General features: G+C 73.7%; 23 protein-coding genes. 14 read left to right on the top strand and 9 right to left on the bottom strand.

Annotation, left to right across the window (positions count from 1 at the left end):
• The first annotated feature begins 203 nt into the window (after window positions 1-203).
• Genes ACYVOF_RS07315 through ACYVOF_RS07290 form a run of 6 tightly spaced genes read left to right on the top strand, consistent with a single transcriptional unit; the run spans window position 204 to window position 6631 of the window.
• Window positions 204-575, top strand: coding sequence for a hypothetical protein (locus tag ACYVOF_RS07315; RefSeq protein ID WP_460865161.1), 372 nt, complete (start codon window positions 204-206; stop codon window positions 573-575).
• A gap of 3 nt (window positions 576-578) precedes the next feature.
• Complete coding sequence (locus tag ACYVOF_RS07310; RefSeq protein WP_460865159.1) at window positions 579-2087, top strand: SCO6880 family protein; 1509 nt, start codon at window positions 579-581, stop codon at window positions 2085-2087.
• A complete protein-coding gene (locus ACYVOF_RS07305; RefSeq protein ID WP_460865157.1) occupies window positions 2084-3712 on the top strand; it encodes a hypothetical protein in 1629 nt (542 codons plus the stop codon). Before ACYVOF_RS07310 ends, ACYVOF_RS07305 begins: the two co-directional genes overlap by 4 nt.
• Entirely contained in the window at window positions 3709-4374 is a 666-nt protein-coding gene (locus tag ACYVOF_RS07300; protein WP_460865156.1) for a hypothetical protein, read from the top strand. Before ACYVOF_RS07305 ends, ACYVOF_RS07300 begins: the two co-directional genes overlap by 4 nt.
• Complete coding sequence (locus ACYVOF_RS07295) at window positions 4371-6191, top strand: type IV secretory system conjugative DNA transfer family protein (RefSeq protein WP_460865154.1); 1821 nt, start codon at window positions 4371-4373, stop codon at window positions 6189-6191. The genes ACYVOF_RS07300 and ACYVOF_RS07295 overlap by 4 nt, the downstream gene beginning before the upstream one ends.
• Window positions 6188-6631: a DUF4913 domain-containing protein gene (locus tag ACYVOF_RS07290; RefSeq protein ID WP_460865153.1), complete on the top strand. Its 444-nt coding sequence runs from the start codon at window positions 6188-6190 to the stop codon at window positions 6629-6631. Before ACYVOF_RS07295 ends, ACYVOF_RS07290 begins: the two co-directional genes overlap by 4 nt.
• Window positions 6632-6722: 91 nt before the next feature.
• Here the strand turns inward: ACYVOF_RS07290 and mobF are convergent, their stop codons facing one another.
• On the bottom strand, window positions 6723-10607 hold the full coding sequence (gene mobF / locus ACYVOF_RS07285; RefSeq protein ID WP_460865152.1) for a MobF family relaxase: 3885 nt from the start codon (window positions 10605-10607) through the stop codon (window positions 6723-6725).
• A gap of 275 nt (window positions 10608-10882) precedes the next feature.
• On the opposite strand from mobF, the gene ACYVOF_RS07280 reads away from it, so the two are divergent.
• The 4 genes from ACYVOF_RS07280 to ACYVOF_RS07265 all read left to right on the top strand — a co-directional run bounded on the left by ACYVOF_RS07280 (window position 10883) and on the right by ACYVOF_RS07265 (window position 12922).
• On the top strand, window positions 10883-11323 hold the full coding sequence (locus ACYVOF_RS07280; protein WP_460865150.1) for a hypothetical protein: 441 nt from the start codon (window positions 10883-10885) through the stop codon (window positions 11321-11323).
• Between the two features lie 105 nt (window positions 11324-11428).
• Window positions 11429-11947 (top strand): hypothetical protein, encoded by a 519-nt coding sequence (locus tag ACYVOF_RS07275; protein WP_460865149.1) that lies wholly within the window; start codon window positions 11429-11431, stop codon window positions 11945-11947.
• 91 nt (window positions 11948-12038) lie between these two features.
• Window positions 12039-12578 carry a hypothetical protein gene (locus tag ACYVOF_RS07270; RefSeq protein ID WP_460865147.1) on the top strand — a complete coding sequence of 180 codons (540 nt, stop codon included), beginning with the start codon at window positions 12039-12041 and terminating at the stop codon, window positions 12576-12578.
• Between the two features lie 200 nt (window positions 12579-12778).
• Window positions 12779-12922 carry a hypothetical protein gene (locus ACYVOF_RS07265; protein WP_460865145.1) on the top strand — a complete coding sequence of 48 codons (144 nt, stop codon included), beginning with the start codon at window positions 12779-12781 and terminating at the stop codon, window positions 12920-12922.
• A 13-nt stretch (window positions 12923-12935) separates the two neighbouring features.
• Here ACYVOF_RS07265 and ACYVOF_RS07260 read toward each other — a convergent pair whose 3' ends face one another.
• From ACYVOF_RS07260 to ACYVOF_RS07250, 3 genes are all read right to left on the bottom strand, one after another.
• A complete protein-coding gene (locus ACYVOF_RS07260; protein ID WP_460865143.1) occupies window positions 12936-13085 on the bottom strand; it encodes a hypothetical protein in 150 nt (49 codons plus the stop codon).
• Window positions 13086-13473: 388 nt separating this feature from the next.
• On the bottom strand, window positions 13474-14577 hold the full coding sequence (locus tag ACYVOF_RS07255) for a M23 family metallopeptidase (protein ID WP_460865141.1): 1104 nt from the start codon (window positions 14575-14577) through the stop codon (window positions 13474-13476).
• A gap of 148 nt (window positions 14578-14725) precedes the next feature.
• The gene (locus ACYVOF_RS07250) at window positions 14726-15163 is read right to left on the bottom strand and encodes a hypothetical protein (protein WP_460865140.1); all 438 of its coding nucleotides are present in this window, start codon (window positions 15161-15163) and stop codon (window positions 14726-14728) included.
• A gap of 91 nt (window positions 15164-15254) precedes the next feature.
• On the opposite strand from ACYVOF_RS07250, the gene ACYVOF_RS07245 reads away from it, so the two are divergent.
• The 3 genes from ACYVOF_RS07245 to ACYVOF_RS07235 all read left to right on the top strand — a co-directional run bounded on the left by ACYVOF_RS07245 (window position 15255) and on the right by ACYVOF_RS07235 (window position 17380).
• Window positions 15255-15680 (top strand): DUF6153 family protein, encoded by a 426-nt coding sequence (locus ACYVOF_RS07245; RefSeq protein ID WP_460865168.1) that lies wholly within the window; start codon window positions 15255-15257, stop codon window positions 15678-15680.
• A 100-nt stretch (window positions 15681-15780) separates the two neighbouring features.
• Window positions 15781-16395, top strand: coding sequence for a DUF305 domain-containing protein (locus ACYVOF_RS07240; RefSeq protein WP_460865139.1), 615 nt, complete (start codon window positions 15781-15783; stop codon window positions 16393-16395).
• Window positions 16396-16495: 100 nt separating this feature from the next.
• Window positions 16496-17380 carry a F510_1955 family glycosylhydrolase gene (locus ACYVOF_RS07235; protein ID WP_460865137.1) on the top strand — a complete coding sequence of 295 codons (885 nt, stop codon included), beginning with the start codon at window positions 16496-16498 and terminating at the stop codon, window positions 17378-17380.
• A gap of 234 nt (window positions 17381-17614) precedes the next feature.
• Here ACYVOF_RS07235 and ACYVOF_RS07230 read toward each other — a convergent pair whose 3' ends face one another.
• The 3 genes from ACYVOF_RS07230 to ACYVOF_RS07220 form a co-directional block, all read right to left on the bottom strand.
• Complete coding sequence (locus ACYVOF_RS07230) at window positions 17615-17944, bottom strand: cupin domain-containing protein (RefSeq protein WP_460865136.1); 330 nt, start codon at window positions 17942-17944, stop codon at window positions 17615-17617.
• Between the two features lie 203 nt (window positions 17945-18147).
• On the bottom strand, window positions 18148-20724 hold the full coding sequence (locus tag ACYVOF_RS07225; protein WP_460865135.1) for a heavy metal translocating P-type ATPase: 2577 nt from the start codon (window positions 20722-20724) through the stop codon (window positions 18148-18150).
• A gap of 113 nt (window positions 20725-20837) precedes the next feature.
• Window positions 20838-21293: a PRC-barrel domain-containing protein gene (locus ACYVOF_RS07220; RefSeq protein ID WP_460865133.1), complete on the bottom strand. Its 456-nt coding sequence runs from the start codon at window positions 21291-21293 to the stop codon at window positions 20838-20840.
• Between the two features lie 543 nt (window positions 21294-21836).
• Here ACYVOF_RS07220 and ACYVOF_RS07215 point away from each other — a divergent pair.
• Window positions 21837-22505 (top strand): hypothetical protein, encoded by a 669-nt coding sequence (locus tag ACYVOF_RS07215; protein ID WP_460865132.1) that lies wholly within the window; start codon window positions 21837-21839, stop codon window positions 22503-22505.
• A 429-nt stretch (window positions 22506-22934) separates the two neighbouring features.
• On the opposite strand, the gene ACYVOF_RS07210 is transcribed toward ACYVOF_RS07215, so the two are convergent.
• Window positions 22935-24353 carry an NADH-quinone oxidoreductase subunit N gene (locus ACYVOF_RS07210; RefSeq protein ID WP_460865131.1) on the bottom strand — a complete coding sequence of 473 codons (1419 nt, stop codon included), beginning with the start codon at window positions 24351-24353 and terminating at the stop codon, window positions 22935-22937.
• Window positions 24350-25852, bottom strand: a complete 1503-nt coding sequence (locus tag ACYVOF_RS07205) for a complex I subunit 4 family protein (RefSeq protein WP_460865130.1) — start codon at window positions 25850-25852, stop codon at window positions 24350-24352. Before ACYVOF_RS07205 ends, ACYVOF_RS07210 begins: the two co-directional genes overlap by 4 nt.
• Between the last annotated feature and the right edge of the window lies 1 nt (window position 25853).

The raw sequence follows: 25853 nt of genomic DNA, 5'->3' as shown, positions 1-25853 counted from the left end.
GTGCGGGCGCCGCCGGGGGCGCCCCCGGCGCCTCGAGCGCGGCCGGTGCTGGTGCCGGAGGCGGAGCCGCCGCTGGCGGGGGTGGAGCCGCCGGCGGCGGGTCCGGTGCCGGTGCCGGTGGCGGAGCCGCGACCGGTGGTGGCGGAGCCGCGACCGGTGGTGGTGGTGAGGCCGGCGGCGGTGCCGGTGGTGGTGGTGGCGCGGTGTCCGAACCCGCCGGGGAGTCCGGTGGTGCGCCCGGCGCCTCCGGTGGCGCGTCGGGTGGTGGCGGCTCGGGCAGCTGGCAGGAGCAGGGGGCGTCCGCCCCCAGCGGGGCCTCTGGCGGCGGGGCCTCCGGCGCCGACCCCTCTGGTGGCGGTTCCGCCGCCGGCGGGTCCTCCGGGGCGTCCGGCGCCGGGTCGTCTCCCGGGTCCTCCGGGGGCGGTGGCGGGTCCCCGTCGGGGTCGCGCTGGTTCCGGCCCCCGCAGGGGGTCGGGGCGGCCGCGTCGCACCTGCAGCAGGCCATGACCAACTCGATCGACCACTCCGAGCCCTCCGGCCCCACCGGGGCCACCCCCACCCAGTCCGGGAGCTGACCCATGACCACCACCGCCCAGCCCGTCGACCGCGTCACCTACGGAAACCTGCGTGCCCCCCGCCGCCCCGGGGTCCTGGGGATGGGGCTCGCCGCCTCTGTCCTGGTCGGCCTGGCCGCGGTCGTCGTGGTCATCGCCCTGATGAGCCTGGGCATCGTGCCCGCCCTCGTGGCGGCGGTCTTGTCCGCCGCCGGGCTGGCCCCGCTGATCCTGCGAGGCCCCGACGGGCGCACCGGGTACGGCCGGCTCTCCGCCCGCCTGGTCCACCGGCGGGCCGCGAAGGCCGGTCGTACCCTCTACCTGGCCGGTCCCACGGGGCAGACCCCCGACGGGAAAACCCGGCTGCCGGGCCTGCTCGCCGCGACCGAGCTGCACGAGGGCCTCGACGTCTACGACGAGGCGTTCGGAGTGGTCGTCACCCCAGCGACCGGGCACTACAGCGTGGTGCTGCAGGCCGAGGCCTCCGGCGACGACCTCGTCGACCAGCACGTCACCGACACGATGGTCGCCCACTGGGGTGGGTGGCTGGCCCGCCTCGGGCAGGACCCCGACGTCGTCGCCGCCTCGGTGACCGTCGAGACCGCCCCCGACCCCGGCACGAAGCTGCTGCGGATGATCGACCGCCACACCCAGCCCGACGCCCCCGCGTTCGCCGCGGCCACCCTCGCCGAGATCGGCACCCGCTACCCGGTGGCGTCGTCCTCGATCACCACCCGCATCGCGCTGACCTTCTCCAACCGCCCCCGCCCCGGGGAGCCCAAGCGCGACACCACCGAGATGCTCGCCTACCTCGGCCGCCGGCTGCCCGGGTTCCGCACCGGGCTCCGCACCACCGGGGCCGGCACCACGGTCCGGATGATGACCGCGGCCGACCTGACCGACGCCGTCCGCGTCGCCTACGACCCGTCGGTCGCCCAGCTCGTCGAGAAGCAGCGCGCCGAGGGCGGCACCGGGCTGACCTGGTCCGAGGCCGGGCCCGCGTTCGCCCACGACCAGGCCGAGCACTACTCCCACGACGGGGCGCACTCGGTGTGCTGGCAGATGAGGGAGGCCCCCGCCGGGATCTTCTACGACCACTCGCTGAAGTCGCTGCTCTCCCCGCACCCCGACATCGCCCGCAAGCGGGTCACCCTGATCTACCGCCCCGAGTCCGCGGAGTCCTCCCGACGCATCGTCGAGCGCGACGTCCGTGACGCCCGCACCCAGGCCACCGCCCGCTCCCGCCCCCAGGCCCACGACCAGGCCATGCTCCGGGCCGCGTCGAAGGCCGCCGAGGAACAGGCCGAAGGGGCCGGGCTGGTGCGGTTCGGGGTCATCGTGACCGCGACGGTCACCGACGCCGACCAGCTGCCCCGGGTCGCCTCGACCATCAGCATGCTCAACGCCCCCACCAAGATGCGGCTGCGCCTGGCCCGCTACAACCAGGCCGCCACCTTCGCCGCCGGGCTGCCCCTGGGCCTGGTCCTGCCCGCCCACCTCGCGCTCCCCGACTGGCTGCGGGACGCGCTGTGATCGGCCGCAAGCAGACCCCGACCCGCGCGCCGCGGCAGCACACCACCACCGACACCCCGCCCACCCCGTCCGGCCGCGCCGCGAAGAAGGCCGCCTACTCCGCCGCCCGCGCCGAGCGGGACAGCCGACCCACCTCCCGCGGGTGGCGGCGCCCCGGCGGCGGCCACGTCGCCTGGGTCGAGCCCGGCCCCGAGTACCGGGGCACCACCGTGCAGGTGTGCGGACTGTGGCCGTTCTCCGCCGGCTCCGGCACCCCCACCGACGGGGTGCCCCTCGGGCAGCACCAGCTGACCGGGGCCACCGTGTGCGGGGACCCCATCATGTGGTTCCTCGCCGGTCGCATCCTCAACCCCTCGGCGTTCGTGCTCGGCCGGCCAGGCCTCGGCAAGTCCACCCTCGTCCGCCGGATCGTCAACGTCAGCGCGGCGTTCGGGGTCATCCCACTGGTGCTGGCCGACCTCAAGCCCGACTACCCCGACCTGATCCGTGCCCTCGACGGGCAGGTCATCGAGGTCGGCCGCGGCCGCGGGCACGTCAACCCCCTCGACCCCGGCCCGCTCGCCACCGAGCTGCACCGCCTGCCCGAGGACACCCGCCGCCGCGTCGCCTCCGAGCAGCTTGGCCGAGCCCTGAACGTGCTCACCGGGCTCTGCGAGCTCGTCCGCGGCGGGCCGCTGTCGGACCGGGAGCAGTCGATGCTCACCGCCGCGCTGCGCGTCGTCTACGCCGCCACCACCGACACCGGCGGCCGCCCGCCGCTGATCTCCAACGTCGTGCGGGTCATCGCCGACCGGCACCCCCGGGTGCGGGCCATGAGCCTGGACCGCGGTGAGGAGGACCGGTACGACAACGCCACCGAGCTGCTCCGCGCCTCACTGATGGCCCTGGGTGAGGACGGCCAGTTCGGGGACACCTTCTCCCGGCACACCACCACCCCGATGCTCCTCGACCGAGCCGTCGTCTTCGACGTCTCCGCGATCGACACCGCCGAGATCAAGCTCCAGGCCGCGGTCCAGCTCGTGTGCTGGTCCTACGGCCAGTCCGCGGTCTCCGCCGCCAAGGAGCTCGCCGACGCGGGCCTGCGGGAGCGCGCGGTCTACCTCATGGTCATGGACGAGCTGTGGCGCACCCTCAAGGCCAGCCCGGAGATGGTCGACCGGGTCGACGAGCTGACCCGGCTGAACCGGCAGAAGGTCCTCGGCCAGGTCCTCATCACCCACACCATGAACGACCTCAAGCTCGACTCCCAGGCCGCCACGCTCAAGGCGTGGGGGTTCGTGGAGCGCTCGGAGATGGTGTTCCTCGGCGGTCTCGCCGACGCCGAGATGGGCAACCTGCGCGAGGTGTTCGCGATGAGCGACGCCGAGACACGGCTGATCTCCGACTGGTCCGCCGAGGGCGGGTTCTCCGCCGAGGACGGCCGCCGGGCCGTACCCCCGGGGCAGGGGAAGTTCCTGCTCAAGGTCGGGAAGAAGCCCGGCACCCCGTTCGAGGTCGTCCTGACCTCCGTGGAGGCCGGCGTCAACGACACCAACAAGGGCTGGGCGCAGGCCCGCACCCGCCACCACGGCACCCCCACCAGCACGCCCCCTAGCAGCACCGACACGGCAGGAGACCCCCGATGACACAAGGCGTCGACCTCGACCTGGACCACCTGGTCGCCCAGCTGGCCCGCCACCTCGAGCGGGCCCTGATCGCGGCCCGCCGCGCCGCCCAGCAACGCCTGGCCCAGCAGCAGGCGGCGCGTCGCAACGCCGGGCAGGAGCGCGCCCGCGGGGCGGGGTCTGACCGGCAGACCCGCGAGCTCGCTGCGGCCCACCCGATGGAGGCGCTCGCCGCTCGCTGGGCGGCGGCCGACGCTGTCCGGGACCGGGACCCGGTGGCTGCGCGGGCGTGGGATGACCGCGTCACCGACGCGGGGGTCGACCTCGACAAGGTCCACCACGACTCCGAGCTCCCCACCGAGGCCCGCGACCGGTCCCGCAGTGACGTCGAGGCACCAGGCACCGGCCTCGACGCCACGGCCGAGGCGGGCACCGCGGTGGCGTCAGACCTCGTGGTGGAGCACCTCGCCGAGGTCTACACCGATACCGCCCTCGACCCCGCCCCGCCGGCCGCCGCACCGACGGCAAGTGACCTGGTCGCCGCTGCTCACCCCGGGGGCCCGGGCGGCGCACCGCCCACGGTGGCGGCGGACGCCACCCAGGCAGCGGAGTTCGCCACCGCCCAGGGAGTCGACCAGGACCAGGCGCATGGCCTCGGGGCTGACACCGGGCTGGACCGATGAGCACCCGCCAGCAGGCTCGCCGCGGCGGCGCCCCGGAGGGTGCGCTGCTGCTCTCCGCCGTCGTCGGGGTCCTCGTCCTGGCCGCTCTGGCCTACGGGTGCTGGGTCCTCGGCGACACCGTCGCCGGGGTGGAGCAGTCGGTGCCGCTGAACCCGATCACCGCGTTCCTGGCCCTGGGCCGGGGCGAGCTGGTGTGGCCGACCGCGGCCACCGTCCTCGGCGCCGTCCTCGTCGTCCTCCTTGCCGCCGCCGCGGTCGCGGTGCTGGTGCTGCGGCCCCAGCGTCGAGCCGCCGACCACCCAGCCCGGGTGATGGCCCGACCCGCCGACCTCACCGAGGTCACCGGCCGCTCCGCCCGGGAGAAGGCCGACCGCCTGCTCCCGGCCCGGGCCGCCGGCGTCGCCCAGGTCGAGCCGGGCCTGCTCGTGGGGCGCACCGTCACCGGCGGCGCCCCGCTCTACGTGTCCTGGGAGTACGTCGGCACCGTGCTGGCCGGGCCGCGCATGGGCAAGACCCACGCCGTGGCCATCCCCGCGATCTGCTCCGCCCCCGGCCCGGTCGTCGCGACGTCGAACAAGGCCGACCTGCACCACCACACCCGCCTCGTCCGGGAGCAGGTGGCGCGCCGCGCCGACCCCGACCAGGGCCGAGTGTGGGTCTCCGACCTGCAAGGCATCGCCGGGGAGCCCGGGCAGGACTGGTGGTGGAACCCGCTCGCCGGGGTGACCACCCTCGCCCCCGCCCGTGTCCTGGCTGGGTACTTCGTCGACGCCGCCGCCACCCCGGGGTCGGTGGGCAGCGCCTACTTCGACGACGGGGCTCGTGAGCTCCTCGCCCTGCACCTGCTCGCCGCCGCGTGCGTCGGCGGGGATCTCCTGCACGTCCTGGGGTGGCTCTCCAACGACACCACCAGCGTTCCGGAGCGCCACCTCGACGCGTTCGGCCACGACGTCCCGGCGATGGCACTGCGTCGGATGCGGGCGCTCAACCCCCGCCAGCGTGACGGGCTGTTCGACATGGCCCGGCAGTACCTGGCGAACCTCTCCGAGCCGGCCTACGCCCGCTCGATCACCCCACCCCGCCGCCAACCCCTGGACGCGGACCTCGAGCTCGGCGCCGAGGTCACCGTCCACAAGCTGCCCAAGCTCGACCCGGTCGCGTTCGCCGCCAGCTCGGACACCCTCTACGCCCTGTCCAAGGAGGGCCGCGACTCCGCCTCGGCGCTGACCACCGCCCTGGTCGGACGCATCTTCGACGCCGCCCAAGCCCGGGCACGCCGCAGCCCCGCCGGCCGGCTCCCTGTGCCGCTGGTCGCCGTCCTCGACGAGGCCGCGAACATCTGCAAGCTCACCGAGCTGCCCGACCAGTACAGCCACTTCGGGTCCCAGGGCATCGTCGTGCTCACCGTGCTGCAGTCGCCCGCCCAGGCCCGCAAGGTCTGGTCTGAGGACCAGTTCGCGGCCCTGCTCTCGGCGTCCAACGTCCACTACTACGGCGGTGGCATCACCGACGACCGCTACCTCGAGTCCCTGTCCCACCAGGTTGGGGACCACGACGTGTCCCGCTGGTCGTCCAGCACCGGGCGCGGGGACCGCAGCCGCTCCCAGTCCTGGTCGCGGGAGGCGATCCTGCCCGTCGAGGCGCTCGCCGCGATGCCCAAGGACCGAGCCCTGGTGATGACCTCCGGCAACCCCCCAGTGCTGATCCGCAAGACGTTCTGGCAGGACGGTCCGCACGCGGCGGCCATCGCCTCCTCGCTGCGCACCTACGACCCCGCCAACCGCAACCCCCTTCTCGAGCAGGGCGGTGTCCGATGAGCACCGACCAGGACGACCAGGACGACCAGCTCGCGTCGCTCGACCCGCAGACGAGCACGAAACCCTCGACCGTGTTTCCCGACCTCGGCGCCTGGGTCGAGGGACAGCTCGCCCCGTCCTTGTCGATGCACATCACCGGCGACGGCCGGGGCCGCGTCTTCTGCCCGCAGTGGTGGGACCACGACGCGGTCGTGATCCGGCTCGCTGCGCTCTGGGAGGCCTGGGAGACCGCCAAAACCTCCCGGACGATGAGCACCTGGTGGGTCCAGCACGCCGACCCCCACCTCAAGGTCCTGTGTGACGGGGAGACCGGGCCCATGCGCCGGTGCAGCGAACACCGTCACGTCCCCACCCGCACCCTGCTCACCGTGCCCACCCCCGCCGGGTGGCTCGATCAGCTGAAGGACCGAGGCCCCAACTTCCGCATCGTCGCCACCTAGGCCCGAGCACGCCAACAGCACCTCGCCCCGCAGGCGAGGTGCTGTTTGGCGCTTGTCTCCGACGGCGGCCGGCTAACGCCGCGCGACGCCATCACACGTCTCGACCAAGGTCCTGGTCCTGGGTGGTCTCCTGCTGCGCGGTCAGGTGCGCCTGGTAGTCGTCGCTGACTCCGACGCCCACGGCGGGCCGGGGGGGTGTGGGGGCCTCGGTGCGACCGAGATCGCGGCGGGCGTCGGCCTCGGCGGCGGCCTGCTCCGGGGTGAGCTCGGCACGGCGAGCACGTTCCCGCTCCCCGGCCTCGACGACCCCCTGCATCCGTTCGGTGGTAGGCGTCTCGCGTGTCCCAACGCGGGTCGCGGCGAGCTGGCTGCGTGCGACGACCAGGGCGCGGTCAAGGCCTGCGTCGGTCATGGCTCGGATGTGGTGGGTCCGCACCTGCTCGACGACGGCCTCCCGGTTCACCCCGTCCCGCGGTGCCTCGGCGGCGGCCCCCTCGAGCCGGTGGATGCGGTCGGCGAGCCGGTCGGTGTAGTCGGCGAGGTCGGTGTCCATGCCGGGGTGCCGGGCCGGGGTGGGGGTGAGCTGGTGACGCTCGGGGAGGTCGCGGAGGGTGCGGAACCCGCCGGGCTTGGCCTGCCCGGCGGTGACGGCGGCCTGGTCGTGGTGGTGGGTGGCGACCCACTGGTCGGCGCGGTGCCGCAGGACGGCGGCGGGGTCCCTGACCCCGGTGAGCGGGTCGACCACGGCGGTGGGGTTGGTGGTGCGGGGGTCGGTGATGGCGGTGACCAGGGCGGTGGTGTCGAGGCCGTGGGCTTCGGCGGCGGCGAGGGTCGCGAGCAGGTCCCGGTGGTGCTCCGAGTTGGTGACCTGGGTGTGGGTGGCGGCGGGCAGGGCCCGGTCGAGGAGGTAGTCGGCGTGGGTGGTGGCGAGGGTGGTGGTCAGCTCGTAGTGGATGCCGCGCAGGCGGGTGGTGTCGTCGGCGTGGTCGAGCTCGGCGGCGAGGACGTCGGTGGCGGCGAGGTTGTCGTCGGTGCGCTCGACGATGCGGGTGAACATCTCGCGGGGGTCGGCGGAGGGGGTGTCCTCGACCAGGCCGCCGGGGTGGTGGTGCGCCTCGACGGTGCTGTCGGTGGCAGTGCTGGGGTCGGTGTCGGTGGCGAGGTAGACGTGGTTGGCGGCCCGGCCGCGGGTGAGCCCGACGTAGGCGGCGGCGCGGGTGAGGGTGTCGTCGGTGAGCAGGTGCGCGGTGTCGACGGTCATGCCCTGCGCGCGGTGCACGGTGGCGGCGTAGCCGAGCTCGACGTGCCCGGCGGTGTAGTCGGCGGGGACGGCGAGGGTGCCGCGGTGGGTGGTGCCGGACAGGGTGAGGGAGCCGTCGGGGTGGACCTGGCGGACGGTCCAGAGGTCCCCGTTGGCGACGGGGTCCCCGCTCCGCTGCCCGCCCTGGACGCGCAGGGAGGTGTCGTTGCGGCGGGTGACGACGGTGTCCCCGGGGTGCGCGGTGAGCCCGTCCCGCAGCTCGACACCGGGGTTGGTGGGGTCGATGGTTCCGGTGGCGACGAGCCCCTCGTGGGCGGCGTGGTTTAGGGCGGTGACGTCGGTGGTGGTGGCGGCGAGCATCAGCGACGACCGGCCGGCGGTGGTGTCGGCGATGTGCGCAGCGAGGACCTGGGTCCGAAGCTCCTCGACGGTGCCGGCGTGGACTCGGCCCCGGTCGGCGTAGAAGTCCCAGGCTGTCCGGTGGTCCCCGGAGCGGATCGCGAGGCCGGCGGCGGCTTCGGCGGGGTCGGTGAAGCGGACGACGTCGGTCAGCTCCGGGGCCCCGGTGTCGCGGGCCAGCAGCCGTAGCGCGCCCCCGGACTCGACGGCGGCGAGCTGGTGCGGGTCCCCCACCAGCCGGACCACGGCACCGCGGTCGCGGGCGAGGTCGACCAGGGCGGCGAGGTCGGCGGTGGCGGTCATCCCGGCCTCGTCGACGAGCAGCATCGCCCCCCGCTGGATCTGCGACTCCTGCCCTTCCTGGTCGCGGTGGTGCTCGGTGGTCAGCAGCTTGGCGATGGTCTGGGCGGGGGCCCCGACGTCGGCGCCGAGGACGCGGGCGGCGGCGGCGGAGGGGGCGAGGGCGATGACCTGCCGACCGTCGCCGGTCCAGGCGGTGGTGACCGCCTTCATGGCCGTGGTCTTGCCCGCCCCGGCCGGCCCGACGGCGACAGAGACGAGCTGCCCGGAGCACAGCAGGTGCCGGGCGATGACCGCCTGACCGTCGTTGAGCTCGCGCCCGGACTCAGCCGCCACCGTGGCCAGGGCCTCGTCGGCGGCAGTACCGGTGACGAACTCCGGGGTCGGGGTGTGGGCGGCAGTCAGCAGGTCGTGCTCCGCGTCGAGAACCTGCTCGGAGGTGAACCGGGCCGCCCCGTGCACCGTGTAGACCGACGACCCATCCGCCCGGGCCAGGGCCGCGGGGGCGGGCCCGTCCGCGTCGACGGACAGGGGCAGGGAGGCCTCGTCACGGGCGACGGCGACGACCCGCTCGACCGCCTCCCGGGCCGCGGCCTCGGTGGGGAACGGGTACGCGGCGACGGCGGACTCCGCGGCGGAGCGGAGGTTGGCCTCGGTCCACGTGGCCCGCTTGCGGGACACGGCCCGGACCAGGTCGCGGGCGGTCACGGTGTGGTGGAACCCGGCCCCGGTGGTGCTGCGCTGCTCGGTGGCCCGGTGGGTCTCGAGGAGTTGGTGCACCCACTGCTGGGGGTCCTGCCCGTCGGTGAGCTCGGCCCCGCGCATCGCCCAGTCCTCCCGCATCGCGGCCAACGAGCGGGGCGGGGCCTTCGCCGCGCGGGTGCCCAGGACGGCCTGCTGGTGCAGGTGGTAGCCGGCCGCCCGGCTCGGGTCGTGGCCGTGCGCGGCCCGGTACTCATCGACCAGCTCGGCCTCCCGCTCCCGGATCTGGGTGCCCCGGGAGAACGCGGTCAGCATGTCGGTGTCGACGCCCTCGACCTCGAGGACGGGCTCCTTCGCCTCCCCCATCGACCGCGCGTGGAACTGGGCGCCGAGCTCTCGGCGGATGCCGTCGACGACGAGGTGGTTGTAGCGGGCCGAGGCGGCAACACCCATCGAATAGAGGACCCGGGCGTCGAGGGCGGACCAGGTGCCGTCGACCCCGCGGACCTTGTTGGAGACCACGGCGTGGGTGTGGAGGTTGGGGTCGCCGTTGCGGTTGTCGAAGTGGTCGAAGCGGGCCACCACCAGGCCCTGAGTGTCGATCTGGCGGACCCCGCCGGCTCCGCGGCGGGTGCGTCCGGCCTCGGTCTGCACCCACTCGAGGGTCTCGGTGACGGCCTGGGCGTGGACCCGCTGCACCGCCCGGCGGACCTCGTCATCCCCGAGCCCCCACAGCAGGGACACCGACTTCTGCGGGGTGAACACCAGGTCGAACCCGGCCACCGGGTGCCGGTCCCCCTTCTTGTCCGCGGCCAACGCAGCCACGACCTGGGCCTCCGTCGCGGGCTCCCCGGTGCGCCGGGTGACCACCGCCGCGGCGGCGTCCTTGCGCAGCTCGACCCGCTCGAGGTCGGTCGCGGGGCGACCGCTCTCGGCGCGGAACGCGACCATCCGGCCCGCCAGCTCGGCGGCAACCGGGGTGTCTGGGGTGGCCAGTTTCGGGTAGGGCCGGCCCAGCCGGGTCTCCTTCACCGCGACCGCGGGCGTGTCCCCCGCGGCGACCCGCTCAGCAATCAGATTGTCGGCGTTGGGATGCATACCCTCCCCGAACAGGGCCTTCATCTGCGCTTCGGACACGTCCCCGGACACCCCGAGGGCGGCAGCCCCGCGGCCGTGCCACTGCCCGGGCGGCGTGCCGTCCGCGGTGTAGTAGTCGGTCAGCTTCTCCCCCGCCGCCCGCTCGTGATCCGCCGTGGCGACCTGCCGGGTCAGGTAGGAGTACCCGTCCCCGGCGTGGAGACGGTGCACGGTCATCACAGGGCCCACCCTAGGCGCAGCACTGCACAGTGCAAGAGGTCTGTAGTAGTCGGCTGGCTGCGAGGGCAGCTGGTCGGGCACTGGTTTGTGCGGTCGAGCCGCTAGGCGAGGGCGTGGGGTGGGGCGGGCCGCAGGGCCGGCTGCCCGGGTCGGTCAACAGGGGAGGACTGAAGTGGGGACAGGGGTCGGTGGGGGTGCCTAGGGTGAGGGCTGCGCAGCGGTGGTTGCTCGGGTGCCGTGGTGGTAGCCGGGTCGGAGGAGGGAGACCCGTCGTGGTTCGTAGAAGTACCGCCCAGGCCGAGGCCCGGGAGCAGGCCCGCGCCCGCCTGGCGGAGCGGCACGCCGCCGCCCGCGCCCGGGAGAAGGCCAACGAGGACGACCTCATCGCCTTCCTCGCCCTCGACGCCGACGTCGACACCGCGGCCGCGGCCCGCGACGCGGCTATCGCCGCCGCCACCCAGGCCTACGACAACGCGGTCGCCGCCACCCACGCCGCCCAGTCAGGGAAGGTCGCCGCGATGGTCGCCCGCGGGGAGGCCGCCGCCGACGTCGCCGACCTCACCGGGTGGTCCCTCAAGCAGGTCCGGGCTGCCACCAAGTCCGCCACCAGTTCGACCGCCCCCGAGGCCAGCGCCCCCGCCCCGGACGCGACCGGCGACGGGCACTCCCCCGACACCGACTCCCCGGACACCGACGAGCAGCAGGCGTCGTAGTCGGCGACAGTTCGGGTTGTGTCACACCCCGCGGGTAGTCACCCGGTCGTGGCCCCGCCGTGTCCTGACCAGCTGACCCTCCCCGGTCTCGACGACCCATCGCCCGTGGTCGTCGCGCCTGCTGCGGTGGAGGTGGTGTGGGGGCCGCCGCCGGCGGAGACCACCACCCGGTTCTGGGCCAAGGTCACCCGCACCCCCGGGTGCTGGTGGTGGGGCGGCGCGGTGTCGCACCCCGACGGGTACGGGCGCATCACCTGGACCCAGGACGCCACCCCGCGCTCCCTGTCCGCGCACCGGTTCGCACTCCTGCTCGACCTGGGCGAGCTGCGCCACGAGACGTTCGTCGAGCACTACTGCAACGAGACCCTCTGCGTCCGGGTCCACCCCGACCACATCCGCCCCGGCACCCAGACCAGCAACCTCCGCTACGCCGTCGCCCAAGGACGCCACCGCGGCTCGCTGCCCGGTGGTGGTGACCCCCGCGGGCGGCACGCCCGCGCCGTCGCCATCCGCGGCGCTCTCGCCGACGGCTACGACCCGATCCGCCTCGCTGACGCCCGCGACCCCCACCCCTCCCCCGCCCTGTTCGAGCTCACCGAGCTGGCGACCCGGCACCACCGCTGACCCCGACCGGATCGGGCTGCGACCTGCGAGTCGTCGCAGGTCGGGTTTGTGTCAGACCCGTCGGGTAGACACCAGTCCAGGAGGTGCCGCGATGACCCAGCCCAACCCCGCCGACCGGTCCACCCCTGCCCGCGAGACGGCGCCCCGGGCCGCTGCCCGGTTCGCGGCCACGCCACGCCCGTCCGGACCCGCCCCGGGGCCGGCGGCCTCGCTGCGCCGCCGCATCGACGGGCGCATCTCCCAGGCCCGGTCCGAGGCAGCCGGGCGCCCGCAGGTGCTCACCGCCGGCATTGCTGCGGCAGTTTACGCGGCGCTGCTCGGGGCCGGGTTCGCCGGCGGGCTGCCCGGCGCCGGACTCGTCGCGCTGGCGGTCGCGGCGCTGCTCGTCACCGTCCCGCCCGTGCTGTGGCGGCTGCGGGGAGCCGTCGGCCTGGACATCCCGACCCGGGAGCTGCGCCGGCGGGCCTCAGCCGAGACCCGCACCGCCCACGCCGTCGAGCCGCTCGAGTCCGCCGGGTGGGTGCTGCTCCACGACCGGCTCGTCCGCCACGAGCGGGTCCCCCACATCCTCGTCGGCCCACCCGGGGTACTGGTCCTGCACCCACACAGCTTCGGCCGCCTCGCCCCGTGACGGGCCCGCGCCCGCCTGCTCATCCGCCTCGGCCGCCGACCCGTGCCCGAGGTCGTCGCGCCCGACGAGCTCGGCGACGAGACCACCCTGCGCACCCGGGACAACCTGCTCGCCGCCCTCACCCAGGAACCCGACCTCGGCGGCTGGTACCTCGTCGTCCGCGCCGCCACCCCGATCCTCGAGGAACCGCAGACCTGGTCGTGCCCGACGCGACCCCCGTGGTCCACCTGCCCGGCGGCGGCGAGCTACGCCGCTCGCTGGAGACCGAGCTGCCCGCCGGCCTGTCCCGTACCGCCGTCGCCTACCTCGCGAGCATCGCCGACCACGCCTTCCCGCCCGCCTGACGGGTGGTCGCAGCTACCGCTCGAGGCCCTGGTCCCGGCCGACGTCGGCCGACCGGCCCAGGTCGGGGAGCTGCTCGTAGCGCAGCGCGTCAGGGGTCTCGGCGCGTGGGCTCTCCGCGCCTGGAGTCTCTCTGCGGCGGGCAGCGGCGATGAGCTGCGCCACGGCCGGTCAGGCTGGACCGCCCGGGGTAGTCCGAAGACCCGAACCTTGCCAGGGTGGGGTTGCGGCTCACCCACGTCGCGCAGGCACCCACAAGCCGGCCACACCCAGGCTGCTCACCGACCGCGCCCACACCTCGCCGTCCGCTCGGCCGGCTCACCCCGGAGCAGGGCCGGACGAGGCGCCGGAGGGCGGCGTGCGCTGGGGGGCGCCCGGCCGAAGGGCGGGGCCCGTCATGGGGGCCCTGATCCGCCAGGCGGCTCGAGTTCGTACCCCGCGGCAGCCAGGCGGTGGTCGTCCTGTCCGGGCAGCAGAGTCGGAATGCGGAGGGCCGGCAACGACGGCTCCCGCGTCCACGGCCGGGGTCAGTGGACCCCGGCCGGGTGGTGGGTCAGACGGTGACGCCGCGGTCGGCGAGCCAGCTGACGGGGTCGGCCTTGCCCGCGCCGGTGATGATCTCCAGGTGCAGGTGGGGCCCGGTCGACTCGCCGCGGTTGCCGATGGTGGCGATCTGCTGACCGGCGGCGACCTTGTCGCCCTTGGCGACGATGTAGGTGTCGATGTGGCCGTAGACGCTGATGGTGCCGTCGGTGTGCTGGACGCGGACCCACTGCCCGAAGCCGGAGGCGGGGCCGGCGTCGAGGACGGTGCCGTCGGCGACCGACCAGATGGGGGTGCCGATGCTGTTGGCGATGTCCACCCCGCCGTGCTGGGTTCCCCCGCGGGGCCCGAACGGTGAGGTGATCTGCCCGATGGTGGGCTGGGCGACCAGGCCGTCGCGGATCACCGCGGCCCGTGACGCGCGGCCGGTGTCGGCCCGCTGACTGCTGGCGACCTGGGCCACCACGGTGGTGTCGGTGCTCGCGGTGGCCGCCAGTGCGGTCAGCGCGGTGCGGGCCTGCGTGGCGGTGTCCTCGAGGGCCGCGCGGCGGGAGGCGAGGTCGGCCTGCACGGTCAGGGCGAGTCCTTCGGCGGCGGCGGAGATGTCGCGGGCGACCGTGGCGGCGGCGGCGGCCTGCTCGGCGTCGCGCACCGCGGTGGTCGCTGCGGTGGTGCGGGCGACGCTGTCGGAGCCGAGCAGCTCGAGGGACGTCATGCGGTCGAGCAGGTCCTGGGGGCCGTCGGCGACGAGCATGGCTGAGAGCCGGGAGGTGCGGGCCCCGCTGTAGGCGGCGAGCACCAGGCTGTCGACCTGGGTGCGCAGCGTCTCCGCCTGCGTCCGGGCTCCGGCGGCGGTGGTCTGGGCGTCGTCGGCGACCCGGTCAGCCGCCCGGAGCTCGGCGCGGCGGTCCTCCAGCGCCTGCTGGGCGTTGGCGATGTCGGTCTCCAGCGCGGCCGCGGCCGCGTCCAGGCCCGCTAGCTCGGCGGCGGCCGCAGCCGGGTCGGCCGGGGGCGGCTGCACCGAGCTGGTGGTGTCCGGGTCGGGAGTAGGAGCCTGCGCGAGAGCAGGCCCAGTCCCGGCGGCGACGGTGAGAGCGGCGGCGGTCGCGAGCACGAGCAGGGCTGGACGGATCCGGGGTCGAGCAGAACGGCAGGGCACAGCAAGAAGTCCTCACGGGATGGGCACGCCCGACGGCCGGCACGGAGCAGGCCCGGCGGGGTGCGCGGGGGTTTGGGGCGGGGAACGGGGGTGCGTCACCCGCTCAGACCCGCAGCACCCCAGGGGTGTCCCACCGCGCGGGGTCCACCGTGGAGACGGTGCCGCACCCGGTCGGACCCAGCGCCGGCGCACCGCAGACCGGTGCGGTGCCCACCTCGGCCGGCTCCGTCGCCAGCCCGGGCAGGACGTGCAGCACAGCCGTGCACACGTGCTCGGCGCCCACGCTCGGCTCCGGGTCCGGGCACACGTCGCCACCGGCACCATCCACGCCCTTGTCGACGCCCACGTGCTCCCCGGACCCGAGGTCCGCGCCAGCGTGGGGGGCCGCCAGCACACCGGCCGCCGATGGTCCGGCACCTCCAGAGTGGGACGCGTGGCTGACCTGCTGGCTCAGCAGCGCCACCACGACCAGGGCCACCGCCAGAAGGACCTGCCCGACACGGCGGCGCACGACGCCGCCGGCGGCAGGAAGGAAAGGCACGGCACAAGGTAACAAACCGGTCACGCTTGGGTCCCGGGGTGTGACCCGGTGGTCAATACCTGCCGGGGGTACCGTGGAGGACGTGCACACGATGCAGGTCACCCACAGCGCCGTTGCGCGTTGGGCGCTCGCCGTGGCCACCGTCCTCGCGGTCATCGGCATGCACGCCCTCATGGGCCCCGCCTCCGCCGTGGCGTCGACCTCGCACGTCTCCCCCACCCACGCCACGGTGGCCGCCCACTCCCCGCAGCACGCGCCCATCGAGTCGGCGCCCGAGGCGTCGACTTCCGATGCCGGTGAAGGTCATGGGGGTGGGCACCAGCCCAGCCACACGTTGGCCCACCTGTGCCTGGCGGTGCTCGCCGGGGTGGTTGTCGCGCTTCTCGTCGCGCTCACCCTTGCCGCGTTCACGTCAACGTCCGCGGTCCGGGTCCCGTGGCGGGAGGGTGCGGGGGCGGGGCGAGCCCCGCCCTGGACGCAGCTCTCCCTGGCGCAGCTCTCGGTGCTGCGGGTGTGACAGGTCGACCGGCCCGCTGACGCGGCCCGGTCGACCGTGCCGGCACGTCCGCGTGCCTCGTCACCCCCATCGCAGCACCCCTGTACCTGAGGAGAACCACGTGAAGATCCGCCTTGCCGTTCCCACCGCCGTCGCCGTCCTCGGCTTCGCCCTGGCCGGCTGCAGCTCGGAAAGCTCGATGCCCGGGATGGACATGGGCTCGGGCAGCTCGTCGAGCACCGCCGCCGACTCGGGGCAGGCGCAGGCCGGGGTCGTGTTCAACGACGCCGACGTCGCCTTCGCCCAGATGATGTACCCCCACCACGCCCAGGCCGTCGAGATGGCGAACCTGGTCCAGGGCCGCACGCAGAACCAGGCCGTCATCGACCTCGCCACCGAGATCTCCGGCGCCCAGGGCCCGGAGATGACTCAGATGACCGAGCTGCTGGCCTCGTTCGGCCAGCCCGCCCCCTCCGCCGACATGGCCGGGATGGGTGGCATGTCGATGAACGGGATGATGACCCCGGAGGACATGGCGGCCCTGGCCGCGGCGAGCGGAGCCGAGTTCGACCAGCGCTGGCTGACCATGATGGTCGCCCACCACACCGGGGCCATCGAGATGGCCAACACGGAGCTCGCCGACGGGTCCAACCCCGACGCGAAGCAGCTCGCCACCGACATCGTCGCCGCCCAGCAGGCCGAGATCGAGACCATGAACGACCTGCTGCAGGGCTGATCCCGCCCGCTCCACCCCCGGACCTGACCCCCACCGGAAGCCGCCCGCAGGCTGCCGGTGGGGGCTGTCGGCGAACGACGCCACCACCCCAGGAGCCCTAGTGCGCAACGCTCTAACCGCCCTCGCCGCGGTGATCGCCGCGGCGACCCTGCTCGCCGGGTGCACCGCCACCCCGGGTCCGCCCCCCACCGCGCCGGGCTCCGTCGGCGACGACGTCGTGCTCGACCTCGGGTTCGGCCACGTCCACGAGCTGCAGATCGACCCCGCCACCGGCACCGTCTACGCCGCTACCCACTACGGGCTGTGGCTGCTGCCACCGGGCGGTGGTGACCCAGTGCGGGTCGGTGACGAGGCCCGCGACGTCATGGGTTTCGCCATCGCCGGCGCCGGGCAGTTCCTGGGCTCCGGGCACCCCGACCCCCGGTCCGGGGGCCCGGCCAACGTCGGGCTCATCCGCAGCACCGACCAGGGGTTGAGCTGGGACACCGTCGCCCTCGACGGGGAGGTCGACTTCCACGCCCTCACCACCGCCGGCGGCACCGTGCACGGCTGGGACGCCACCACCTCCACCGTGCTGAGCAGCACCGACGGCGGCACCACCTTCACCCGCGGCGCGGTGCTATCGGTGACCGACCTCCTCGCCCACCCCATCGAACCCGGGGTGCTGCTCGCCGCCACCGAGACTGGGCTGCAGGAGAGCGACGACGACGGGTCCACCTTCACCCCCGTGCAACCCCAACCCCCCACCGCGCTGACCCACCTCGCCGCCACGGGCCCCACCGGTGGAGTCCTGACCGGCCTCGACGCCGACGGCACCGTGTGGATGCTCGGCCCCGACGGCTGGCAGACCCCCGGAGCACTGCCCGCACCCACGCCGGTCGCGTTCACCGCCACCACCACCCAGCTCTGGGCCGCAACAGACAGCGCAGTCCTGACCAGCACCGACGCGGGAACGACGTGGACGACCATCGCCGCCCTCGGCTGAGACCAACCGGGTCAGGCTCCCCCGCTACAACGAGGTCGGTAGCTCGGTCTTTTGCGACCCCACCCAGGACCTCGCCGTCATCGACACCGTCGCCACCAGCGACGAGGCGGCCAGCCTCCGTGACCAGTTCCGTCAGGTCGAGCAAGCAGTCTTGACGGTCACCGGGTCCGTGGGGCTGCTGCGCCAGTAGGTACATTTGCTCTGTGCAGCTGCTCCCCGACGCGCCGGGGTGGGTCAGTGCTTCGCGACGGTCAGCAGGACGACGGAGGCCTCCACGGCCTCGAGGCTGTGGCGGGCGTCGGGCACAACCAGCAGGTCACCCGGGCTGCCCTCCCAGGACGTGTCGGCGTCGACGAGCCGGACCCGGCCGTGCAGGACGTGGACGGTGGCCTCCCCGGGGTTAGCGTGCTCGGCCAAACTGGTGCCCGCGGTGAGCGCGATCAAGGTTTGGCGCAGGGTGTGCTCGTGCCCACCGAACACGGTGTGGGCGCTGCGCCCACTGTGCGCCTGCTCGGCCAGCGTGAGCTGGGTGCGGGCGAGCGCGGTCAACGACGACTTCTCCATCAGGGTTCCTCCAGGTTGGTGTGCGGTCCGGGTGCTGGTTTGTGGGTCACAGTGCTTGCCGGTACCCGAATAACTCGTGGTCCTCGTTGTAGCCGCCGAAACCGCCGCCAAGGTCGGTGGAATCGGCGACGAACTCGACACCCTTGATCCACTTGACCTGGGTTGGCCGTGACTCGCCGCCGGTGGGGCGGGGGTGCAGGTTGTCAGGCCTGGGCGGTGGACAGCTGCGGGGTGTGCGGGGTCGCCGGCGTGTGGGGGTCGGCCGGCGGGTGCGCTGCGGTGGGTGGCTGGTAGCGGCGGAGTCGGTTGGCGTTGCCGACGACGGACAGGGAGCTGGCTGCCATGGCGACGGCGGCGATCATGGGGGACAGCTGCCAGCCGAGTGCCGGGTAGAGCACGCCGGCGGCGATGGGGACGCCGACACCGTTGTAGATGAGGGCGAAGAACAGGTTCTGCCGGATGTTGGTCATGGTGGCCCGGCTGATGGACAGGGCGGTGACGACGCCGTGCAGGGTGCCGGACATGAGGGTGATGTCGGCGGACTCGATGGCGACGTCGGTGCCGGTGCCGATCGCGAGTCCGACGTCGGCGGCGGCCAGCGCCGGGGCGTCGTTGATGCCGTCGCCGACCATCCCGACCCGGTGCCCTTCGCTCTGCAGCCGCTGTATTTCGGCGGCTTTGTGCTCGGGCAGGACCTCGGCGAGGACGTGGGTGATGCCGGCCTGGCGGGCGATCGCGTCGGCGGTGCGGGGGTTGTCCCCGGTGAGCATGTGCACCTCGACGCCGAGGGCCTTCAGCGCGGTGATCGCGGCCGGGGCGTCGGGCTTGATGGTGTCGGCCACCGCGAGGACCCCGGCAGGGTGACCGTTGACGGCGATGAGCACGGCGGTCTTGCCGTCGTCGGCGAGGGCGTCGGAACCCGGGCGCAGCGGCGTGACGTCGATGTGGGCGTCGGTGAGCAGCCGGTGGGTGCCGACGAGCACCAGGTCGCCGTCGACCTGGCCGCGGACGCCGTGCCCGGTCACCGAGGCGAAGTCCTCGACGTCGCTGGTCGCTAGGCCCTGCTCCCGGGCGGCGGTGAGGAACGCGGCGGCGAGGGGGTGCTCGGAGCGGGCCTCGACGGACGCAGCGAGCTGCAGGAGCCGCTCGCGGGTCCACCCCGGTTGCGGGATCACGTCGGTCAGGGCGGGCTTGCCGACGGTCAGGGTCCCGGTCTTGTCGACCACGATGGTGTCGAGGGTGTGGGCCGTCTCCAGCGCGGCGGCCGAGCGGATGAGGATCCCGGCCTGGGCGGCCTTCCCGGTGCCGACCATGATCGACAGAGGGGTGGCCAGCCCCAGCGCGCAGGGGCAGGCGATGATCAGCACCGACACCGCGGCGACGAGGGCCAGGGTGAGCGCGGGGCTGGGACCGACGAGGAACCACACGGTGAACGCCGCGACCGCGACCAGGATGACCGCCGGCACGAAGACGCCGGCCGCCCGGTCGGCCAACCGCTGGATCGGCGCCCGGGAGGCCTGGGCCTGCTGGACCAGGTGCACGATCTGGGCGAGCACGGTGTCGCGTCCGACCTTCGTCGCGCGCAGGGTGAACGCACCGGTCTGGTTGACGGTGGCACCGATGACCGTCTCGCCGACGGTCTTGGTGACCGGCATCGACTCACCGGTGACCATCGACTCGTCGACGCTGGACGAGCCCTCGACGAGCTCACCGTCGACGGGGACCTTCTCCCCGGGGCGCACCAGCACGTCGTCGCCGACGACGACCTCCTCGACCGGGATCTCCCGCTGCTCACCGCCACGCAGGACACGGGCGGTGTGGGGCTGCAGGCCGACCAGGGCGCGGATGGCCTCGCCGGTACCGGACTTGGCCCGGGCCTCGAGGAGTCGCCCGGTCAGGATCAGGGTGATGATCACCCCGACAGCCTCGAAGTAGACGTTGCGGACGGTGACGGGGAACAGGCCCGGCGCCAGGGTGACCAGCAGGCTGTAGCCGAACGCGGCCCCGGTGCCCAGGGTGATCAGGGTGTTCATGTCCGCCGCCCGGTGGCGCAGCGCGAGCCACCCGGTGCGGTGAATGGGTGCCCCGACGACGACCATCACCGGGGTGATCAACGCCAGCTGCCACCACCGGTTGAGCAGCAACCCGGGGATCCAGTCCGCACCGAACAGCTCGTGGGCCATGACGGCGAACAGCACCGGTGTCGTGAACACCGCACCCACCAGGACGCGGCGGCTCAGCGACCGGACCTCCGCACCTCGCGACGCCGCGTCCGCGGCCTCCTCGGCCGCCGGGTCGGGGGCACCGTCCCCACCGGCCTCCGCGGGGCTCGCCGCCCCGGGCCCAGCGGAACCGGGCCCAGCGGAACCGGGCGCCGTCGCGGTGTCGTCAGAGGTGGCGCTCGGCGCGGTGACGGTGAGGGTCCCGTGGATCATGTTCATCGCACACGAGAACCCGAACTCGCCGACCTCCGCGGGCAGCAGGTCGATGTCGGTGATGGTGTCCGCCGGCAACGCGCGGGTGATCCCGAGGTCGGGGAACACCACCCGGCTGCTGCAGTCGCCGCTCTCGCGCCGGTCGAAGCTGATCCGCAGCGGGACACCCGCGACCGCGGCGATCAGCGACGGGGTGTAGCCGCCGTGCACGACCACCGTCACGTGCTGTGTCTGGCCGCTGCGTACCGCGTGCTGCGTCACCCCGGTGGTACCGAAGAAGAACCACACCAGACCGGCCGACACCGCCACAGCGGCCGTGAGGACGATCAGGTCAGGGATGCTCATGGGGTCTCATCTCATCGGGCTGCGGGCTGCGGCGGTGGCGGTGGCGGTGGCGGTGGACCGCGGTGACGAGCTCACCCACCCCGAGAGCCCGACGATGGGTCCGCACCGGCGCATCACGACCTGTCCCTCGCCACACGGTCGGCAACCGTGGGGTCGCCCGGACGGAACGGGGTGAACGGGTAGCCCGCACCCCAGTCCGGGGTGAGCCCGTAGTGGGCGTAGATGTCGGCGTGATGGGGCCGGTCGTCGACGAGGTCCGGGTCATACCCCGGTGCTGCGGCGACCCGGTCCCGGGACCGGTCGATGCGGACCTCGTGCTCGGTGGTCTGCGTGACGACCTCGGCGGGGATCAGGGTCCTCGTCGCCCCGAACCCGAGGAAGCCACCGTGCTCGACGAGCAGGAACCGGACCTTGGAGGTCTGGTCATCGACGAGGAGCTCCGACACCCGGCCGATGCCGTGGCCGTCCTTGTCCCTCACGGTGCGGCCGCGGACATCGTTCGCGGACCCGTCGACCGTCAGACCACGGTCCCCCAACGTGTAGATGGTGGCGTCGTCGCCGGGGGCCATGAACATCACTTCCTCGGGTTGATGGCTTGCCGGGTGGTGGTCGGGTCGGGCTGTTGCCGGTCGCTCGAGTAACACAGCCGGGCTCCTCGAGCCCAGCGGCAACACCCGTCTGGGCCGCACAGGGCCGGCACGGTGGTGGCGGACCGGCCACTGGGGATCTTTAATGCGCAGCCGCGGGTTCCTCCGCTGGGAGACTGACCCCCAGGGTGAACGCCGGTCGCCGGACAGCGACAGGGACCAACGACCCGAAGCGATCCCCCGCGCCCCGTCGTCGACCTCAACGCGGTGTCGGGACCTAGGGCACTGCCACGGGTCCCCCGTCCCGGTGACCCTGGCGGACGCAAACTGATATGGCCCACCTGATGGTGAGCGCGCCCGCCCGGGGCGGCCAGACACCGACCGGTGGTAAGCAGACGGACCCGGTCAGGTAATGCACTCGGGAATGGACTTGGGGAATGGAACTCACTCGTGGGTGGTGTCGGCCAGTCCGGGACGCAGCCCCCCGGACGCCAACACTGCGCCGCAACAGCCGTGGAATGCACCGTGGGTAAGTACGTCATCGTGTGGCGGGTCGCGGCACTGCCGCTCGCCACGGTCGGGTCGATGATCGCGCTGCTCACCCAGCCGATGCCCTTCCTCGTGGAATGGGCCATCGTGATAGCCGCGCTGAGCTGCTTGGTGCACGACCTCACCTACCACCGCGACGAGTCCATACCCCGATCGGCCCAGGAATACGGCCCACCCGCCGCGACCGGTGCTGCAGCAGCGGTGGCCGCCGCGGGGGCGGTCATCGCGCTCGGGCCGTTGGTCGGCACGCTGACCGTCGCGCTGATCGCGGTCACCTCACCGCCCACGGTGCGCCGACTGCACCGAGGCGCGGCACATCCCGATCAACTCCCCACGCCTACACAGGGCCATGCCGATCGTGGCCGCGAGCCCGACCTGCGACCCCACCACCGACCTCTGACAGCCGCGGCAGACCTCACCGACCCCGAGCTGTGCTGGGCGTGGCGGAGCACCTTCACCGCCCTCCAGCGCACACCACACCAGGAACTGAGGGCACTAGTCGACACGCGAGCCGCCATCCTCGACGAGCTCGAGCACCGCCACCCCACCGGCTTCGCCCGCTGGCTTCACAGCAACCCTCGCGCCGCCGGCGACCCCACCCGCTACGTGGCCCCACCACCGCACCCGGTCCGCCATCGCAATTGACGCCATGCTTCTCTGACGGCCTCAAGCACGGACCCCACCAAGCACCTCCGCAGGGTCGCATCGAGCTCGACAAGGTCTACCGGGACTGTCCCGCTAGCGTGTTTCTGGCGGTGTCAACAGGTAAGTCTCGACGGCCGGGAACCAGTCGCCGACGGTGAATCGCGAACGGGTTCAGCGCTGGCTCCCACCCCGCGGTTCATCACGCACGCCCGGCTCCGGTGACGTCCAGAGAACGGGTCCTCCGGTACAGGCACACGTCAGGGTGGTCAGCTTGTTCGTGGCTGCCTTGGCCGTTCGTCGACAACTGGTCTCCAGCGACTCCGTCGCGTTCGGGTCGTGGGTGCTGCCGGCGCCTCGCTCCACGATGGCATCCGCGTCTCGATCTCGGCGGTACCACCGCGTCGGCACGCGACGTCCTCGTCGTGTCGCTCATCCCGCGAGGGTGGTGCCCGCGACCAGGGAGAGCGCGGGGCCGGCGAGCAGCCCGAGCACCACCGAGGCGACCGCGGCCAGCAGTGCGGCGGCGTGGGCCCATGGTCGTGGTGTGCCGACGACCGCGGCGGCGGAGTCCCCGGGGCGGACCACCGGGATGATCCAGCGCAGGTAGTAGAAGAGGCTGGCGACGGTGTTGACCGCGCCCACCACCACCAGCCACCCCAGCCCGCCGGCACCGGCGGCGCTGAACACGGTGAGCTTGCCGACGAACACCGCCGTCGGTGGGGTGCCGAGCAGCCCGAGCAGGGACACCACGAGGGCCAGGCCCAGCCAGCGGTGCTCCCGGAGCAGGCCGCGGTAGTCGTCCAGGGTCCGGGCGCGGGGCAGCGCGCACACCACGGCGAAGGCAGCGAGGTTGGTGACCGCGTAGGCACCCAGGTAGAGGGCCAACGCACCGAACGCCAGGTCGGTGCGCCCGGCGACGGCGACCGCCATCAGCAGGTACCCGACCTGGCTGACGGTGGAGTAACCGAGCAGGCGCCGCACGTCGGTCTGCGCGAAGGCGGCGAGGTTGCCCAGCGTCATGCTGACGGCGGCGACGACCGCGACCAGTAGCGCCCAGCTGGCCGTGGTGGCGCCCAGGGGGACGGCGATGAGCCGGAACAGGGCCACCGCGGCCCCCACCTTGGGCACCGTGGAGATGAACGCGGCCGCCGACGGTGACGCGCCCTGCACCACGTCGGGAACCCAGAAGTGCAGCGGCACCGCCCCCAGCTCGAACGCGAGCCCGGCGAGGACGGCGACGACCCCGACCACGACGACGACCCGGCTGGCGGTGGGCAGCGTGTCGGCGAGGCGGGCGTACTCGGTGGCACCGCCGGCACCGAGCAGCAGCGTCACCCCCACCAGCAGCAGCACCCCGGACAACGCGCCCAGCAGGTACTGCTTCAGCGACGCCTCGGTTCCGGCGGAGTCCTTGCTGAACCCGGCGAGGGCGTAGAGCGGGATGCTGGCGAGCAGGTACCCGGCGGTCAGCACGAGCAGGTCGTCGGCGCCCGCCAGCACCATCACACCCACCGCGGACATCAGGGTCAGGAACACGAACTCCGTCTCCCGGGCCAGCCCCGAGATCGCGTCCCCGGCGAGCAGCAGGGTCAACGCGGTCGCGGCGAGCACCACCAGCCGGGTGACCCCCAGCGCGGTGTCCACGGCGTAGGTGTGGCTGAACACCGTCTGCCCCGGGCCGGCAAACGCGACGGCGGATACCACGAACGCGATGACGCAGGTCACCGCCCCACCGGCCCGGACCAGGTACTGGCGGCGGCGTGGCAGCCAGGCCCCGACGAGCAGTCCCGCCACCGCGCCGAGCACCACCAGCAGCTCGGGCAGCAGCGCGGTGACCGACTCGTTCACCGCGACACCAGTCCCACCACGGCGGTCGCGGCCGGGGAGATGGCGTCGAGGACCACGCTCGGGTACACCCCGAGGACGACCACCACGGCGAGCAGGCCCCCGGTGGCGGTGAGCTCGGTGCGGGTGAGGTCGGGGAACCGGGTGCCGGCCGGCAGGACGGTGGGTCCGGTGAGCACCCGCTGCAGCGCCCGCAGGAACAGCGCTGCGGTGAGGACGATGCCCAACACGGCCACACCGGTGGGGACGGTGGCGGTGGCCAGGCTGCCGGTAAAGATCTGGAACTCGGCGATGAACCCGGACAGCCCGGGCAGCCCGAGGGAGGCGAACGCCCCGAGGGCCAGCAGCGCGGCGAAGCGGGGCGCCGTGCCGGCCAGGCCACCGTAACCGGCCATCTCGTAGGTACCGCCCCGCTCGTAGAGCACCCCGCAGAGCAGGAACAGGGCGCCGGTGATGAGCCCGTGGCTGACCATCTGGGTGAGCGCACCGGTCACGGCCACACCGCGGGCGGCCGCGTCGCCGCCGGCCCCGAGACCCGCAGCACCCACCGCGAGCACGATGTAGCCCATGTGGTTGACCGAGGTGTAGGCGATCATCCGTTTCAGGTCGCGCTGGGCCAGCGCCACCAGCGCCCCGTAGAGCACCGAGACCACCCCGACGACGACGACCACCCACGCCCACGCCCGCCACGCCTGCGGCAGCAGCGGCATCGCGATCCGCACGAACCCGTAGGTGCCCATCTTCAGCAGCACCCCGGCCAGGACGGCCGACCCCTCGGCGGGGGCCGAGGTGTGGGCGGGGGGCAGCCACGTGTGGAACGGGAAGGTGGGGGTCTTCACCGCCAGGCCGAGCAGGATCGCACCCAGCACCAGCCCCCCGAGGACCCCGCGCCCGGCCAGCGGGTTCGCCGACGCCAGGGTCGGGATGTCGAAGGTGTGCGGGTCCGCCGCCAGGTAGAGCCCGATGAACCCGAGGAGCAGGGCCAGCGAGCCCAGGAACGTGTACAGGAAGAACATCAGCGCGGCCCGACCGCGTTCCCCGTGGCCCCAGCCGGCGATGACGAAGTACACCCCGACGATGGACAGGTCGAAGAAGACGAAGAACACGATCAAGTCCAGGGCCACGAACAGCCCGATGCTGACCACCTCGAGGAACAGCATGAGCGCGGCGTAGCTGCGGATCCGCTCGCGGCGCCCGGCGGCGTAGACCGCGGAGGCCAGGAACAGCACCGCGGTCAGCGCGACCAGCGGCAGGGAGAACCCGTCCACCCCGAGGTGGAACCGGGAGTCGACCGCCGGGATCCAGCGGACGTTCACCTCCAGGGCGTACCCACCGGGCCTCGGCGGGGTGCTCCGGTAGGCCAGCCACGCCCCGAGAACGACGACAAGCTCCACGGCGGCGGTACCGATCCACACCCCACGCACCACGGCGTCGGGGGCGGCGGGGGCCGCGAGCAGCACCACCGCGGCGAGCAGCGGCAGCAGGAGTAGGGCGACGAGCATC

Source organism: Rhodococcus aerolatus, assembly GCF_054783215.1.
The sequence above is the reverse complement of the archived record's forward strand: the minus strand, read 5'-3'. Positions and strand labels throughout refer to the sequence as shown.